Here is a 16,425-nt window from a genome sequence, read left to right as displayed (position 1 = left end):
TCGACGATCGGCAGGCGAATCACCTCGCCGGTGGTGCGGAAGCCGACGTAGAGCCAGTCGTCATCGGCCGCGAGCGCGCTGTGGCCGCGGACGGTGCGTTGCTCACCGTTTCGATTCGCGAGCGTCACACGATCGGCGAGGACGACCCGGGCCGACACACCCGGCGCGGCCGCAGCCATCTGCGTCGGCAGGTGGTACGCGACGAGCCGGTCGTTGTCCTTGGCCGCGACGATCAGCGTGTCGCCGATGACCACAGCGTTGTCGGGACCGCGGACCCAGCCCTGCTCGCCAACCTCGGTCGCGGCCGGGTAATGCTCCCCGAAGCGTGGTTCGTGGCGATCGACGACGTGCCAGCGTTCCTCATCGACGTCGTACCGCAGCACCGCATCCGCGAGGTTCTTCTTGAAATAGCCACTTTCCGCCCCGTGCTGCCCGTCGGCCGGGAGGTCGATGCCGCTGAAGGCGCAGATGAAAAACGAACGCGTCCGCTCGTCCCACCGCAGCACGCAGTACGGCCGATCGGTCTCGTCGTCGTCGATCGCGCGGTCCAGCGTCCGGTCGAGCAGGCGAAACGGCGGATCGGTCGGCTCGGCGAAAACGGTCGCTCTTCCAGTGATCGGATCGACTTCCCACAGCGTGCCGGCCCGGTCGTCGAGGGTGGCATCCGCCCCGCCGTCGCCTCGACTTCGGCCGCGGGACAGGACGTAGAGCATGTCGCGTCCGTCCCCGTCCGGGTCGGCGAGTGCGAGGCCACGTGGGAAGGGCACCGCGTCCGTCAGCTTCTGCAGCCGTGGCTCGTCGCCCGTCGCGAGGAGGCTCGACGTGGCAAGCGCGACGAAGGCAAGGAACCACCGCAGGTCAATCGGCATCGGTGCGGATCATCTCGTAGACGAAAAGTTCGTAGTCGGCGGCGATCTGTTCGAACGACACGCCGTAGTTGCGGGCAAAGGCCAGACGCGGGTCGCTCGATGCGCGCCCGGCTGCGTATGCGGCCATCAGATCGGGCGTCTTTTCCCGGTATTTCGGGTCACTGACGACGAAACACGCCAGTGCCCACGCCTGGGCGTAGAACGTGCCGACTTGCCGGTGGTCGTTGGCCCCGACGACGTGGCCGGCGTGCATGGTCAGCAGACGCGACAGCGGCCAGGTGCGTTGCCGGCGGACGCCTTCGCGCAGCTCGTTGAGCCGGCGAAAGTTGGACCTGGGCTTGGTGACGTCGCCATTCTCAAAGCCCTGCTCGAACAGCGTGGCCAGACCCTCTTCAAGAAATGGCGGCGGACGTCGTTTAAAGCCGAGCGCGAGGTGCTGGTGGAAGCCTTCGTGCCGCACAGTCGCGAGCATCGACGCGACGCTGCCGCTGAAAAACGTGGAGAACTTCCCGGCATCGGCGAAGCCGCCGCGATCGATGTTGAGGTAGAGCGCGGCGCGCGGGCCTTGAGTCTGGCGTGTGTGGTCTGCCCATTCTTCCCGGAAACCGAAGACGTAGGCCTCACGGCGTGACGCGTCGGGCTCGGGCAGCGGTGCGAGTTGGTCGTACCGGACGAGAGATCGTTCGAGCGTCTCGATCACGGCCTGCTTCTGGCCTTGGTCGCGAAGCGTGGAGTAGACGGCGAATCGCGGCGAGATCAGGACCTCGCCGCTGTCGGGTCCGCCGGTCCAGGGCTTGGACTCGTACGGCTTGCTGCCGGAGCAGCCGGCAAGGGTTGCGACGAGCAGAAGTGCGAGCGTCGCGAGAATCGGGCTACGGTGCGCTGCCATGGCCATTCGAGTCGACATCGTCAGCATTGGCACGCTCGGACGCAACCGGATCTGGGGCGAGAAGACGCCGGTCCGCACGCCGCATGCCACCACGACCCTCATCCGCGCGAGCGTCGAAGGTTCCGCCGCCGGAGAACGCGAGCGGAGAATTCTGGTCGACCCCGGCCTGCCGGGACCGGCGCTGGAGGCGCGGCTGTTCGAGCGGACGGGCCTTCGCGCGGACGAAATCGACGTCATCTTCCTCACCAGCTTTCGCCCAGCCCACCGCGCCGGACTCGCCGCCTTCGCGGGGGCGAAGTGGCTGATCCACGAGGCCGAACAGTCGGCGGTCGAGCGGCACCTGACGGAACTGGTCGAGCGGGCGGATGACGACGAAGTTCGGTCAACCGTGGGTGCTGAGCTGGCACTTCTTGAGCGTGTGGCGGTCGCCGAGGAGGATCGCCTGGTACCCAACGTTGACCTCTTCCCGCTGGCGGGTTACACGCCGGGACTGTGCGGCCTCCTCGTCGCCGAACCCGCCCAGACCACCCTGATCGCCGGCGATGCCGTGCCTTCGCGGGACCATCTGCTCGCGGCGCAGGTGCTTCCCGACGCATACGACACCGAGGCCGCGGGTGAGGCCCTGCGGGAGGTCTACGAGATCGCGGACCTGATCGTCCCCGGTCACGACAACTGGTTCCTCAACCCCCGCAGCGCCGGCCTGTAAGGTCAGCCGGTCTTGGGCAAGCTCGGCTGCTCGGAGCGGTTGGCCTTGGACATGAAGATGGTCCGGCCGTCCTTGCTCCAGTCGACGTCGGACATGTAGGCCTCGATGAGCAGAAGCCCTCGACCGCTGCATTTTCCCAGGTTTTCGTCCAAAGTCGGATCGGGCACGCGGTTCGGGTCGAAGCCCGGGCCCTCGTCGCGAATCTCGAGGTCAACTCGATCGGCGGTCACCGTCGCCTTGACGGCGACGCTCTTGGCCGGGTCGAGCTTGTTGCCGTGCTTGATGGCGTTGGTGACCGCCTCGTCGAGGGCGAGCTTGACCGCGAAGTAGGCGTCTTCCCCGAAACCCTTGCGGCGGCAGGCGTCGAGGATCGCGTCCTGCACCTGCCTGCCTTGGTTCAGGTCGCTCGGGATGACGAACGACAGCTTCTCCTCCTCCGGCGGCGGCACCCGTAGACCGTGGTTCGTGGGCGACATGGAGAGAAGGTCAAGCAGCAGGGAAGCAGCAGGGAAACAGCAGAAAACGCAGACGGGCTCAGGCCGAACGGTGCTTGTCGAAGCTCTCGCGGGCGCTGGGGCGATCGGGGAAGATCTTGAAGAGCGTGTCGAGCTTGGTGATCGTGAAGACCTCCATGATCTGCCGGCGAATGTTGCACAGGCGGAGCTGGCCGTTCTTCTCGCGGATGCGGTTGTTGGCGTTGATGAGCATGCCCAGCGCAGCGCTCGACAGGTGTTCGACCGCTTCGAAATCAAGGAGAAGACGCGGCTTCTCGCTGGCGTCGATCAGTTCGTCGACCTTGGCCCCGATGCCGGTGATGTTGGCCTCGTCGAGCACTTTGCTCTGGACGAACTCGACGAGATGGACGTGTCCGTCGATGACGGAGACGCGAACCGGAGCGTCGGCGGCCGCGGTGTCGGAAGCAGCGGCGGTGCCGGTCGTAGCGGGATCGAACATGATGGGGTTTGAGCCGCGGGAATGGGCCTGGCGAACGCTAAACGTGGCCCTTTGGCGAGTCAAACGCCCCGTCGTGCTCCCGTCGCCCCGGCGAGTAGTGTCGCCACGAGCGCCAGAAGCAGAGCCACTGGTCGTGCATCGGTCCGAACGGCGCTCGACCTGAACAGCTCGCCCGCCGCGACGGCTTCGGTGTCTAGGCCAATCTGACGTCGCACCACCGGCTGCTCGTCGGCCCAGGTGATCATGTCGGCCCAGAAGCGGACGAAATCACCGGTTTTTGTGAACTCTTCGCTCCGGAAGCCGATCCACACGTGACGTTTTCGGCGGTCGACCGCCACCATCGGCCGGCCTGTCGCGTCGGATACGACCACCTCGTCGCGCTCGGGCAGCGGTTCGCTCGTCAATTGAAGATCGTTCAGGCGATCCCACCGGACGCCGAATGCGGGCTCGAAATCGGCGATCGTGATCGGGAATGTCGCTTCGGAATCGACAGTCGCGAGGCTGATCGTCGGCCATCGGGTGTCACGATTCGGCGTAATGGCCAGGACGACCGTTCGGTCGGACGGCGGTTTCAACGCTTCGAACGCGTCGGCGAAACGAAGCAGGGACGACGGAAGGTCGAGCCCCCGGCCGAGGCGTGGCCTGTCGTCGCCGCGGACGATCAGGGCCGTGTTGTTGTCGCTCTGCCCGTCCGCGATTCGCAGCGAAACCGACTCCGCGCCCGACGGTGGCAGGCGGTGATGTGACAGGCCCGGCTCGATCGTGAGCGTTTCAACAACATCGCCAGCCACGACCTCGACAGACGTCGGGGACTCGACCTGCGCATCGATGACCAGTCGCAGGCCGCGATCGCTGGCAAACGCCTGCAGCAGGGCAACGTCCTCGGTCGGTGTTGTCTGTGGCGGCATCGTCACGTTTTGCGCTCGCCTGATCTGCGGCCCAGCTGCGGCGAGGATGGCGAAGGCCGCGGCGAGCAGCAGCCAGATCGCACGCCACGGAGGACGGCGATCGGTCGTACCAGACGATTCGGTCGACAGCCCTTTCCAAAAGCGCGTCGCCGGCACCACCACGCGGCCGCCATCACCTCGACGAACAAACCAAATCGCCGCAACGATCGGCAGCAATCCGAGGAACCACAGCGGCGACGCGAAACCCACGCCCTGACTTTAAACAGGCCAAAAGACCGAGAGGCCACTCGAAAGTGGCCCCGCGGTCGGCAACGGATCGGGCAACATGCCCGACGCAACGGAAGTCGTGCACGCAGCGCCCGGACATCAGTCGATGCCGCCAGCGCCACGTCGACCGGCAACGATGGACGTCGTCGCCTCACGGAAGACACTGCCGCGGGGTCGCAGTCCCACGGCTGTCTGAAATCGTTATCGGTCGGACGCACGTCCGATCATCACGCACGACGACATCAAATCTGAAAGTCGAGCGGCACGGTCTCGCTCTCGCGGGTCGTCTGCCCGTTGCGGTACTTGAGACGCGGAGCCTCAGCGACGACGCGGGTGTCGGGTGGGACGCTCTGCGTGAGGAAGACGTTGCCGCCGACCGTGGAGCGATCGCCGATCTCCGTCTCGCCGCCGAGGATGGTGGCCCCGGCGTAGAGGACGACGTCGTCGCCGATGCGAGGATGCCGACGCACGCCGCGAAGCTCCTGGCCCTTGGCCGGCGCGAGGGCTCCGAGCGTGACGCCCTGGTAGATCTTGCACCGCTGCCCGATGACGCACGTCTCGCCGACGACGACGCCGGTGCCGTGGTCGATGAACAGCGCCTCCCCAAGCGACGCGCCCGGGTGGATGTCGATGCCGGTGCGAGCGTGGGCGAACTCGGTCATGATCCGCGGCAATAGCGGCACGTCGAGCTTGTACAACTCATGAGCCAGCCGCTGCACCGTGACCGCGAGCAGGCCGGGGTAGCTGAAGATGATCTCCTCGGTGCTGCCTGCGGCCGGGTCGCCGGCGAAGTGGGCGTCGACGTCTTTCGCGCACAGTGCCCGCACGGCCGGCAGGCGATCGACGAAGACCGCGACGACGCGCTCGGCCTCGGCGTCGCAGCGTTGGGCCGTCTCCTCGCAGTCGCCGGCGTGCTCGCGGAACCGCAGGCAGTAGCGGACCGGCTCGAACAGCTCGTCCATCAGGCGGTTAACGAGGCCGCCGACGTGGTACGGGAGCTCGGCATCGGTCAGCCCCTGCCGGCCGAAGTAGCCGGGGAAGACGAGCTGGAGCATCGTCGCGACGGACTGGTGGACCGTCTCACGGTTCGGCAGGAAGCCCTCGCCCAGCCGGTGCAGCTTGGGCGACTGCCGGATGCTCTCGACGAGCGTCTTTGTCGCGGCGTCGAGTCGCTCGTCTAATGCCGGGCGTGACATGAGCGAGGGTAGACGTAGCGGGAAAGACGAATCCGTCATCCCGAGCGCAGCCGAGGGAACTCGCCTGGTTCTGCGCAAGCGTTCAAGCGAGGTCCTTCGACTCGCTGCGCTCGCTCAGGATGACGGAGGGAGCCGCGGGATGACGACGCGTCTTCCGTCCACTGCATGCACTTCCGCGGCGTCGCCGTACGCCTCCTGGAGCTGGTCGGCGCACAGCACGTCCGACGGCTCGCCGGAAGCGACGACGCGGCCGCTTGCCATGAGCACGACGCGATCCGCAACCGCGGCGGCGAGGTTGAGATCGTGGCTGGCCAGCAAGACGCCACGGCCGCGGGACGCCTGGTCGCGCAGCGTCGCTGCGAGCTCGGCGACGCGGACGAGATCGAGGAACGCATCCGGCTCGTCCAGCAGCACCGCCGCCTCGTCGGACGTTTCGATCTGGACGAGCGTCCGGCCCAGCAGCACACGTCGACGCTCGCCGCCGCTGAGTTCGTCGACAGGACGCTGCAGCCACGGCTTGAGCGACAGTCGATCAGCCACGTCGGCGACGGCCTGTCGGTCAGCGGATGACTCGACGCCGAATGGACCCCAGTGGGCCGCTCGTCCCCCGGCGAGGCAGTCGACGACGCGTTGCCGCGGTTCGAACGCAGGCTCCTGGGCGAGCCAGCCGATCTGCCGGGCGAGCCGCCGGCCCGGCCAGTCAGCGAGCGGCTTGCCGAACCACGCGACGTCACCACTGCCGAGGCCGAATCGCACGGCCCGCAGCAGCGTGCTCTTGCCCGCACCGTTGGGTCCGACGAGCGCGACGATCTCGCCCGAGTCGAGTTGCAGCGACACGCCGTCGACGACGCGGCGGCCGTCGAACTCGACGTGGACGTTGTCAGCCTGCAGCAGCTGCGTCATCGGCCGGTCCTCCTCGTCGTGCGGGACAGCAGCAGGAGAAAGAACGGCCCGCCGATGAGGTTCGTCACGACACCTGCCGCGATCTCGGAGCCGAGCAGCATCGCCGACAACCGGCCCAGGGCGTCGCTCAAAACCAGCAGCCCGGCCCCGATCGCCGCGGCGGTCGGCAGGACGCGTCGCACGTCGACGCCGACGACGAGGCGCGCCAGGTGCGGCGCCATCAGCCCGACGAATCCGATCGGCCCACTGGCGGCGGTCGCGGTCGAGGCGAGCAAGCTGGCGACGATGACAATCGCCCAGCGCGACGCGTCGACCCGCACGCCGGACGCCCGCGCCTCTTCCTCACCCGCGGCGAGCATCGCGGCAGGGCCGGACAGCAGTGCGAGCGTCGCGACGAGCACCGCCGTGACGATGGTGAGGCGCACGAGCTCGCCGGTGGTCGGATCGCCGATGCGGCCGAAGAGGAACGACATCGCGCCGCCGCTCGGCTCACGGGTCAGCTGGACGAGCAGTGCGAACAGCCCGCCCGCGAAGATGCCGACGACGACGCCGACCAGCAGCAGTCGGCTCGGGTCGAGTCGCCCCCGTACGCCGGCCAACGTCAGCACCATCGCCACCGCCGCCATCCCGCCGACGAAGCCGGCGACCTCACGGCCGACCGTCGCGAGCCAACCGCCGAGGACGACGCCCGGCAGCGACCACGCGAACACCGCCAGCGCTGCCCCACCGCTCACGCCCAGCAGGTACGGCTCGGCCAACGGATTCCGCAGAACGGCCTGATATCCCACGCCGGCTGTTGCCAACGCGATGCCGACGAACGCTGCAAGGCACGATCGCCCCAGCCGGTATTCGAGTACCCAACCACTCGGCCAACCGACCGACGTCGTCCCGACGAGCACGCCCAATGCGATGACGAGCACAATGACCACGACACCGCCGAGCCACAGCCCAGCCAATCGTGTCGCCGAAAGTGCCTGCACGACCCGAGCGTAGAGCCGGCCGCCGACTCAGCACGTTTGACGTGACGCTGAGGGCGTCACTTCCGCTTGGGCTTCTTGTTGCGGTCCTTCTTTGGCTGACGCTTGCCCGCACCCTTTTCCTCCGGTGCCTCGGCGGCGGGCTGGGGCTGGTTGGTCTGCGTCTCTGCCGGGGCAGACGCTGTCGCGAGGGCGGCGTTGTCGTCGACCTCGGCGTGGCTGGCCTTCGTCTCGCCGTACGCGTCCTGCGCCTGCGGGGCGGCTCGGCCTTGGACCTGGACGCGGAAGATGAGATTGGTCACTCGATCCCGCACCTCTTCCATCATCTGGCGGAAGTAGCGGAAGCCCTCGCGCTTGTACGCGATCCGCGGATCGCGCTCGGCGAACGCCTGCATGCCGATGCCGCCCTTGAGGACGTCCATCGCATAGAGGTGATCCTTCCATGCCTGGTCGAAGATGTTGATCAGCACGAACTGCTCCAGGTCGGTCAGCTCCTTGCGGATCGCATAGCGCCCTCGTCGCAGCAGGATGTCGCGCTGGTCGACCTTGCCGTCGCCGTCGCGATCGCGCTCTTTGACGCCCTTGGCACTCTCGCCGAGCCGGGCCGGGTCGAGTTCGCTCTCGTCGAGCGGCAGGCCGAACCGCTTCTGATACGCGGCCGACAGCTTCTTCGGATCGGTGCCGCCCTCGGCGAGGATCGCGTCGGCGACGGATTCGAGGCGCGACGCGTCCTGCAGGTACGACTCCTGCTCAGCCAGCAGGCGATCTCGAATGCCGCCGGTGCCGAGCTCACGGACGTGGTCGATCGTAAGGTCGAGGTCGTACTTGTACTTGGCCCACGTGACAAGGTAGCCGGCCGCCTGTTCGTCGGCGATTTCCGCCTGCCCACCGCTGGCGAGGCCGACGACGTGCTCGACGGGGAACGTCACCTCGCGCTTCGCGTAGGCGTCGCGTGCCCGCTTCTCGATGAGGTCGATGATCTCCTCAACCGGCCGCGAGAGGTTGCGCTCGCTGTCGAGCATCAGCTCTTCGGCCTGGAGTCCGATTGCGAACTTCTCGTTGGCCCAGCGGCAAAGCTCGTTGGCCGGGTAGAGCGGCTCCAGGAACGGCTGGACGGGCGTCGTGTCGATGCTGTCGATGCCCTCGTACGCCGATTCGGCGAGGCGCTCTTCGAGGTCGTCGGCTTCGATCTGGTTGATCTGTGCCGTCGAGAGCTCGACGCCGTACCGACTCTTGGCCCAGGTGCGGAGGCCGCGCGTGTCCCACATGGAACGGTCGGTGCGGTCCTCGCCCATGAACTCGCCGAGCGTTGAGCGGATGGTGTCGCGGACGTCGTTCTTGGCCTTCTGCTTGTAGAGATCTCGGACGTCCTCGAACCGACGCAGGCCGATGAGGTCTTCGGTGTCGAGCTGCGTCTGGAACGTATTTCGGCCCCATTCTGCGAGGACGCCGGCTCTGTAGTCCTGGCCGATGTAGCGATCGACGGCGTCGCCGATGCTTTCGCCGATCATGTCCCAGATGACGCTGTCGATCTCGCGACCTTCGAGCACTTTCTGCCGCAGGCCGTAGAACTGCAGCCGCTGGTGGTCCATGACCTCGTCGTACTCCAGCAGGCTCTTTCGGCTGAGGAAGTTGCGTTCTTCGACCTTCTTCTGAGCACCGGCGATCTGCCGTGTGACGAGCTTGCTCTCGATTGGCTCGCCGTACTCGAGCCCGGCCTTCTTGAGGACGTTCGTCGCCCACTCGGGCATGAACATCTTCATCAGCGGATCGCCCAGGCTGACGTAAAACCGGGACGAACCAGAATCGCCCTGCCGACCCGATCGGCCGCGGAGCTGGTCGTCGATGCGGCGTGAAGTATGCCGCTCGGTCGCGACGACGTGCAGTCCGCCGACGACGTCGTGGCCAGAGTCGACCTGGAAAGCCTCACGCAGCTGGATGTCGTCGGCCGGGATGACGACCTCGGTGCCGGTCTCACGCTGTTCGAGCTTCACGTCGCCGTCGCGGCTCTTGACTTCGTAGAACGTGCTGGGCGACGGCTTGATGTCCGTGCCACGCCCGGCCATGTTCGTCGCGATGGTGACGTTGCCAACGAGCTGACCCTGCTTGTTCTTGTGCTGTTTGCCAGCGTTCTCGACGATGTGGGCCTCGCGCTCGTGCTGCTTGGCATTGAGGACTTCGTGGTCGATGCCGTACTTCTGCTTGAGCAGACGACTGAGGAACTCGCTCTTTTCGACCGATGTCGTGCCGACGAGCACGGGGCGACCGGCATCAGAGTTCTTTTTGATGTCGTCGAGGATCGCGTCCCACTTTTCGGGCTCGGTGCGGTAGACGAGGTCGGTGAAGTCGAGGCGGACGACCGGGCGGTTCGTCGGGATGGAGACGACCTCGAGCTTGTAGATCTTGGCGAACTCCTCGGCCTCGGTCTGGGCGGTGCCGGTCATGCCGGCCAGGGCCTTGTAGAGCTTGAAGAAGTTCTGCAGCGTGATGGTGGCCATCGTCTGCGTCTCCTTCTTAATCGGGACGTTCTCCTTGGCCTCGACCGCCTGGTGGAGGCCGTCCGACCACTGCCGGCCGACCATTTTGCGGCCGGTGTATTCGTCGACGATGACGACGTCCATCGTGCCGGTTCGCTGGTTCGGCTCGACGACGTAGTCCTTGTCCCGCTCGTACACGACGTGGGCCCGCATCGCCTGTTCCATCAGGTGCGGCCAGTCCATGTTGTCGCCGACGTAAAAGCTGCCGACGCCGGCTTTCTCCTGGGCGGCGGCGATGCCTTCGTGGGTGAGGTGGACGGACTTCTTGTCCATCTCGACCTCGTAGTACTGGACGGTTTCCGCCTGCTTGTCGAGCGCGGCGTCGAGCTGCTTGTTGGCCGTGGCGAGCTTGTCTTCGGCCTTCTTCTTGTCTTCCTTCGACGACGCCTTGTCGAGGTCGCTCTCAGCGCCCTTGATGAGACGCTTGGCCGCGTCGACCTCGTCCTGGGCCTTCTGCCACGGACGGGCCAGGTCCATGATGTGAAGCGCGACCTCGTCGGCCTCGCGGTACTTGGGCGCGCCGGTGTTGGCCTCGCCGGAGATGATCAGCGGCGTGCGGGCCTCGTCGATCAGGATCGAGTCGACCTCGTCGATGATCGCAAAGTCCAGCGGGCCCTGCACCTGCAGGTCAGCCCGTTCCTTCATGTTGTCACGCAGGTAGTCGAAGCCGAACTCGCTGTTCGTGCCGTAGGTGACGTCGCAGGCGTAGGCGTCCTTGCGTCCCTTGCCGCCGGGCATGAGGGTTTGCTGGAGGTAGCCGACGCTGAAGCCGAGGTGCTCGAACGCGGGCCGGGTCCACATGGCGTCGCGTTTGACGAGGTAGTCGTTGACGGTGACGACGTGCGTGTGCTGCCCACGCAGCGCCCGCAGGAATGCGGCCAGCGGCGCGACGAAGGTCTTGCCCTCGCCCGTCTTCATCTCCGCGATCTTGCCTTCGGCCAGGACTATGCCGCCGATGAGCTGCACATCGAAACACCTTGCCCGGAACGGCGGGCGGGAGACCGGGTAGATCTCGCGGACGGCGTCGTAGAGCTTCAGCGGGATCTCGACGTGCTTGTAGTCTGCACCCGTCGCGATCATCTGCTGCTGGACCATGTCGTAGGTCTGCAGCATCTCGTCGTTGAGCTTGTCCGGGTCGAAGTTCAGCTCCGGGTTGAAGATCTCGCGAATGCCGATCTGGCGGTCCATCGACTCGCGGATGATCGACATCGCCTCGGGCAGGACGGCGTCGATGGTCGTGTCGCCCGCGACGATCTGCTTGCGCAGCTCTTGCGTGCGGTCGCGAAGCTCGGCGTCGGTCTTGGCCCGGGCGGCGGGCTCGGCGTCGTTGATCTGCTGGACGATTTTGCGGTACTTCTTCAGCAGGCGGTCGTTGCGCGAACCGAAGACTTTGGTGAGGGACTTACCAACGAAGTTCATGGGATGAGCGGGTGAGAAGGCGACGCCGGGCCGAAAGGCTCGGGTCTCTGGACGGACGAGATGGAAAAGCACGCGGTGCACGAACCGCGTCACGCAGGAAACAAACAAACCATCACGCCACACCCGGCGGCGGCAACCGCAACTGCTCGAACGTCAGCCGAACCCCATCCTCCAACCTGTCCGTCGCCCGCGGCCTCGCAGCGGCGACGACCCGCTCCGCCCGATCGACGACGGCCGCTCGAACGGCGGGTTGCTGCTGTTGACGCCGAACTTCCCGCCGCTCCGCCGCCCGCTGCTGCGGCGTCTCCGCCTTCGCCGTCCCGACCGCCGCCGCGGCGCGCAGGACGACCTGCTCCGGCACGACCCCGCCGTCGGCACACATCGTGAACACGACGACGGCCAGCAGCAGGCTCTTGTGGAAGCTGTGGGCGCTGGTCGTCATCGCAAGGCGGGACGCAAGTGTTCGGTACGCCGGGGCCGGGGTCAAACGCCGTCCGCGGTAGGCGATGCTGTCGGAGGTCCGTACCAGCCTTCTTCCTTGTGGATGCAGGTCGGACGTTCGCTGCACACGGGCCCCGCTCGCACGCGTGCAAGTGGCTGTTTCACTTGGTCATCCGCTGAGAATTCGACCGCTCCGCGACCGTGCTTGAACCCCAACACGTTGAACGCCTCAAGCAAAACGATTTCCACCACCTCGCCATCTTCGAACGCTGGTGCTCCGCCCGAGACGCGGTAGTCATCGGAGCGACTGAGGATAAGCCAATCCTCGCTGTCGTTGAGACTGACGCTGGCAAGAGTGAGTTGCTCAGTGGCAAACGTCGCACCATCGACTATGAGCACGATCTTGCAGAACGTCGAACCGAGGTCTGGTCCTCTGGCCGCAGCCTGGTTGAACTCGAAGTGGACATCAGACCCTGCACATGGGGTCTCTTGGACCACGATCGCCGGTGACAACGCCTGAGCGAGAAACCTCAGCCATTCGCCCTCATCGATGTTGCCGGCGAAGAACGCGTCCTGAATGCAATCGCCCTTACCGTCGAGCCAAGGCAGATCCAGATCAGCTTGGTGCCGAAGGAAGGTCTCAGCCATCTGCTCTACTTGCGCCGGCGTGAGTATTCGCTGCGTCTGCCGGCTGCGGAGCTCTTCGACCGCTTCGACCGAAGTCCGGCTCTCCCGCATCAGCAGCCACACCGGCTTGTGGCGGTTCAGGTCGATGTCAGCCACTGACACCGTCACGACTGCCGCCAGTGGCAACGCGGCGAGCGTGAGAAGCGTCACGCCGAAGCCGACGAATCGCGGCCTTCGCTCGCGGTTGCCGATCCGAACCGGCTGGGGATCATGGCCGCATTCGGGGCAGGTGGTGACGTCCGCCAAGCCGAAGAGGTCTCGCCGGCAGCGGCGGCAGAGGGGGTGGTCGTCGACACGTCGGCCGCGGAGGCCGAGGACGAGCAGCACGACGCCGAGCGTCATGCCGAGGATCAGGAGCCACACCGACACCGTCCGCACCGTACCACGACGCGATGCGGTACGCTCCCGACGTGCGGACCCTCGGCCTCGTCGTGCTCGCCCTCCTCGTCGCCACCGCGGCCAAGGCGGACGTCACGCGGCTCGATGCGAGCGTCGGGTGGAACGACCTCGTTCGGCCCGGCCACTGGCATCCGGCGGTGGCGATGATCGACAGCGACACGCTGCAGGCCGTCGTGTTGGAGTGGTACGTCCCGCAGACCGGGCGGCAGGCGATGGTGTTGCGGCAGCCCGCGACGCTGAATCCGGGGCGGCAGACGTTCCTGGCGACGCTGCCGGTGGATATCGACCCGTGGGCGATTCACCTGCGGGTCGCTGACGCCGAGACGGGTGCGACGCTGGGCCACTGGCCGAGGACGCCGCGGGCACCGGCGGATGAGGCGGCGCTGATCGTCGCGGACGCGGAGCCGCTCGTCGTTGTCGCGGGCGGATCAGTCGACGCCGAGGCGACGCGGATTCCGCCGAGGCTGCTGCCGACCGCGGCCGTCGCGTACGAGGCGGTCGATGCGCTCGTCCTTGCCGACTTTCGGCCACGCGACATCGCTCCGGAAGCCCAGGCGGCGATCGCGGAGTGGGTCCGCGACGGCGGCCTGCTCCACCTGTGGCTCGACGACGGATCGGCACCGCAGAGCGGGCCGATCGTCACGCTGCTGCCGGGCGTGCCGACGCAACGCGTGGCGGATGCGGATGGCACGGGACGCTGGCTGCTCGACGGCGTCGATCCTGCGAATGACTCGACCTCGGCCGATGTCGGCCAAGGCGTGGTCGTCTTCCATCACGTCCGCCCGACGACGTTGCCGGCGATTCCGTTGGCAGACCGAACGCACGCCGACGCCGTCGAGCCGCCTGTCGCCGGACGGACGTTCGTCGCGCTCATCGCGCTCGGCCTGGTGCTCGGCCCGGCGGAGTGGCTGATGCTGCGTCTGTCGCCCAGCCGTCGCCGGGGCCGCTCGTGGTGGACGCTGCCTGGGTGGGCGCTGCTGATCGGCGGGGTCGTCGGCACGTTTGTGATGACCCCGAATGAGCCCGCCATTTCGGAGGTAGACTGGTGGCGCGTCTCGGGCGAACCCGGCAGCGAGGACGGCCCGATTGTCGATCACGTCGTCACACTCACGCCGACTGGCATCTCGATCGGTCGTGGCGAGTGAGCGCCTCGTTCGGACTCTGACGCATTGAAAGTCCTTCGCGAATGAGCGTCGGAGCCACTACGCTGGCGCTGTGACGGGGACGCTCAAAGACATCGCCAAACGGTCGCTGCCGCGTCCCGTGATCGGACGGGCGAAGCGGCTCAAGGTCGCGCGTTCGATTCGGCAGGCGCAGTCGGCGCTCTCGAGGGGGAGTACGTTGGCCTGGATCTGATCTGCCGACACGCCTCTTGCTTCGCGAAGACCAGCTGCGATCTGTCGGACTTCACCGTGTCGAAGATCGTCCTGACCGGCACGGTTCACAGCCACAGACACGGTTGCCGAACGCGATTCACACCATCGAGGACCGTCGTGGCGTGACGACGAGTTCGGCGCGTTGGTTAAGGCGGGGCATCTGGTTGGCGCTTCCGCGTCCCTTTGTCTTCACGCGACGCAGCGCTATCGCCGGGCGTTAGAGCGACATCAGCCCATCGCCTCGACGCCGCCCATGATTTCGGACAGCTCGGTGGTGATCTGGCTCTGGCGGGCGCGGTTGTACTGAAGTTGGAGAGCCTTACCCATCTTGTCGGCGTTGTCGGTGGCGCTCTTCATGGCGACCATCCGAGCGACGTGCTCGCTGGTGGTGGCGTCGAGGAAGCACTGCAGGAACGCACTCTTGACCGTCAGCGGCAGCAGTTCGCCGAGCAACTCTTCGGCAGACGGACTGAAGTCGTACTCGACCTCGCCCGTGGTGACGACTTCCTCTGCCGAGGCATCGACGTCGCCGACGTTGGTCGCGTCGAGCATGCCAGCGGCGATCTGGGCGTCGCGTTCGGCCGCCTGTTGAGCGAGGTCGTCCACGAGTTCCTTCACGCCGCTCAGCGGAAGTAGTGCCGAGACCTCCGGCCGTTGCACGCCGGTGCTGATGAAGTTCATGTACGCGACGTAGACCGCGTCGACCCGGCCCTCGCAAAAGTCGCTGATCAGCCGCTCGGCCAGCGGGCGAACCTTCTCGCTCGTCGGCTCGTCGCCGATGACGATCTGGTCGTCCATCTCCCGGCCCTGAAACTTGAAGTAGGCCACGCCCTTCTTGCCGGCGATATGGAGGTCGACCTCGCTGTTGGCGTTGTCACAACCACGCAGGAAACGATCCGCTGCACGGAGAACGCTACCGTTATACGCCCCGGCAAGGCCGCGATCGCTCGTGAGGACGACCAGAGCGATTCGGCCGACCTTGTTGTCCGGGGTGACGCGCTTCAGGAGCGGGTGCTCGACGTTGCCAACGGTGGCGGCGAGCTCTTCGACGAGTTCGCGAATCTTGGCGGTGTAGGGCTTGGTTCCGGTGGCGCGCTTGAGCGACTTCTGGAACTTGGCCGTCGCGATCATCTGCATGGTCTTGGTGATCTTGCGGATGTTCTTGACCGCCTTGCGGCGTTTGAGGATCGCGCGTGCCTTGGCCATGGGCGGAGAGCATAGCCGGCACAACTGCGACCCGCAGGCCAAGGGTCCGTCCTCCCGAGCGCAGCCGAGGGACCTCGCAGCGGAAGCCGCGACTTCAGGCGAGGTCCTTCGACTCGCTTTGCTCGCTCAGGATGACGGAGCGGCCGACCCGGCCACTTCGTGCTCGAACCACTTCACTTCGGGCGTGTCGCCCCAGAGGCCGTCGAGGTCGTAGAAGCCGCGGGCCTCTTCGTCGAAGAGGTGGACGACCACGTCGATCAGGTCGAGCGCGATCCAGCGGTCGTCGGCCTCGCTGCGCTTGAACGAGCTCATCGGCGACAGGTCGTACGGCTCGGCCGCCTCGACCACTTGCTCGGCCACCGCCCGCATCTGACGCGGGCTAGCGCCGGTGGCCAGGACCAACACGTCGGTCACGGGCGAAACCTTGCTGACGTCGAGCACGCGGACATCGCGGCACTTCAGATCCGCGCACAGCTTCGCCGCCTCCTTGGCGAAGGCGATGGCCCGCTCGATGCGGTCGGACCGCACCTGCTGCAGCTGCTCCTGTTCGGGTTCGGATGTGGCGACTTCGTGCAGTTCCTCGCTCCGCGTCTCTGAAACCATGAGCTACACCGTAGGGTGGGCCCAGGCCCACCAACGAGTGCGGAAATAGGCTGCGAAAGAGGTGGGCCTGGGCCCACCCAACGAGGTC

General features: G+C 66.5%; 15 protein-coding genes and 1 pseudogene. 2 read left to right on the top strand and 14 right to left on the bottom strand.

The features are described 5' to 3' along the window. Positions 1-869: hypothetical protein (locus tag AAGI46_08520; GenBank protein MEM1012251.1), on the bottom strand; the 869-nt coding region annotated here is incomplete at its 3' end. After that, positions 859-1,758 (bottom strand): DUF1570 domain-containing protein, encoded by a 900-nt coding sequence (locus AAGI46_08515; protein MEM1012250.1) that lies wholly within the window; start codon positions 1,756-1,758, stop codon positions 859-861. The genes AAGI46_08520 and AAGI46_08515, both read right to left, overlap by 11 nt. On the opposite strand from AAGI46_08515, the gene AAGI46_08510 reads away from it, so the two are divergent. Then, a complete protein-coding gene (locus tag AAGI46_08510; GenBank protein MEM1012249.1) occupies positions 1,757-2,464 on the top strand; it encodes an MBL fold metallo-hydrolase in 708 nt (235 codons plus the stop codon). The genes AAGI46_08515 and AAGI46_08510 overlap by 2 nt on opposite strands. Before the next feature lie 2 nt (positions 2,465-2,466). On the opposite strand, the gene AAGI46_08505 is transcribed toward AAGI46_08510, so the two are convergent. The 10 genes and pseudogenes from AAGI46_08505 to AAGI46_08460 all read right to left on the bottom strand — a co-directional run bounded on the left by AAGI46_08505 (position 2,467) and on the right by AAGI46_08460 (position 13,122). Next, positions 2,467-2,940, bottom strand: coding sequence for an ATP-binding protein (locus AAGI46_08505; GenBank protein ID MEM1012248.1), 474 nt, complete (start codon positions 2,938-2,940; stop codon positions 2,467-2,469). A gap of 58 nt (positions 2,941-2,998) precedes the next feature. After that, entirely contained in the window at positions 2,999-3,418 is a 420-nt protein-coding gene (locus tag AAGI46_08500) for an STAS domain-containing protein (GenBank protein MEM1012247.1), read from the bottom strand. Between the two features lie 59 nt (positions 3,419-3,477). Next, positions 3,478-4,575 (bottom strand): BatA domain-containing protein, encoded by a 1,098-nt coding sequence (locus AAGI46_08495; GenBank protein ID MEM1012246.1) that lies wholly within the window; start codon positions 4,573-4,575, stop codon positions 3,478-3,480. 260 nt (positions 4,576-4,835) lie between these two features. Next, entirely contained in the window at positions 4,836-5,789 is a 954-nt protein-coding gene (locus AAGI46_08490; protein MEM1012245.1) for a serine O-acetyltransferase, read from the bottom strand. 114 nt (positions 5,790-5,903) lie between these two features. Next, positions 5,904-6,692: an ABC transporter ATP-binding protein gene (locus tag AAGI46_08485; protein ID MEM1012244.1), complete on the bottom strand. Its 789-nt coding sequence runs from the start codon at positions 6,690-6,692 to the stop codon at positions 5,904-5,906. Further along, the gene (locus AAGI46_08480; protein ID MEM1012243.1) at positions 6,689-7,672 is read right to left on the bottom strand and encodes an iron ABC transporter permease; all 984 of its coding nucleotides are present in this window, start codon (positions 7,670-7,672) and stop codon (positions 6,689-6,691) included. The genes AAGI46_08485 and AAGI46_08480 overlap by 4 nt, the downstream gene beginning before the upstream one ends. Before the next feature lie 56 nt (positions 7,673-7,728). Further along, complete coding sequence (locus AAGI46_08475; protein ID MEM1012242.1) at positions 7,729-8,691, bottom strand: hypothetical protein; 963 nt, start codon at positions 8,689-8,691, stop codon at positions 7,729-7,731. Between the two features lie 297 nt (positions 8,692-8,988). Then, a pseudogene (gene secA, locus AAGI46_08470) lies at positions 8,989-11,625 on the bottom strand (preprotein translocase subunit SecA). 112 nt (positions 11,626-11,737) lie between these two features. After that, complete coding sequence (locus tag AAGI46_08465; protein ID MEM1012241.1) at positions 11,738-12,067, bottom strand: hypothetical protein; 330 nt, start codon at positions 12,065-12,067, stop codon at positions 11,738-11,740. Positions 12,068-12,108: 41 nt separating this feature from the next. Beyond that, positions 12,109-13,122 (bottom strand): hypothetical protein, encoded by a 1,014-nt coding sequence (locus AAGI46_08460; GenBank protein MEM1012240.1) that lies wholly within the window; start codon positions 13,120-13,122, stop codon positions 12,109-12,111. Positions 13,123-13,145: 23 nt separating this feature from the next. Here AAGI46_08460 and AAGI46_08455 point away from each other — a divergent pair, with 23 nt between their 5' ends. Next, positions 13,146-14,297, top strand: a complete 1,152-nt coding sequence (locus AAGI46_08455) for a hypothetical protein (protein MEM1012239.1) — start codon at positions 13,146-13,148, stop codon at positions 14,295-14,297. A gap of 459 nt (positions 14,298-14,756) precedes the next feature. Here the strand turns inward: AAGI46_08455 and atpG are convergent, their stop codons facing one another. Next, positions 14,757-15,734 carry an ATP synthase F1 subunit gamma gene (atpG, locus tag AAGI46_08450; protein ID MEM1012238.1) on the bottom strand — a complete coding sequence of 326 codons (978 nt, stop codon included), beginning with the start codon at positions 15,732-15,734 and terminating at the stop codon, positions 14,757-14,759. Between the two features lie 126 nt (positions 15,735-15,860). Continuing rightward, positions 15,861-16,337 (bottom strand): ribosome silencing factor, encoded by a 477-nt coding sequence (gene rsfS / locus AAGI46_08445; protein MEM1012237.1) that lies wholly within the window; start codon positions 16,335-16,337, stop codon positions 15,861-15,863. Positions 16,338-16,425 lie beyond the last annotated feature (88 nt).

The organism is Planctomycetota bacterium (genome assembly GCA_038746835.1).
Taxonomy (GTDB): domain Bacteria; phylum Planctomycetota; class Phycisphaerae; order Tepidisphaerales; family Tepidisphaeraceae; genus JBCDKH01.
The sequence above is the reverse complement of the archived record's forward strand: the minus strand, read 5'-3'. Positions and strand labels throughout refer to the sequence as shown.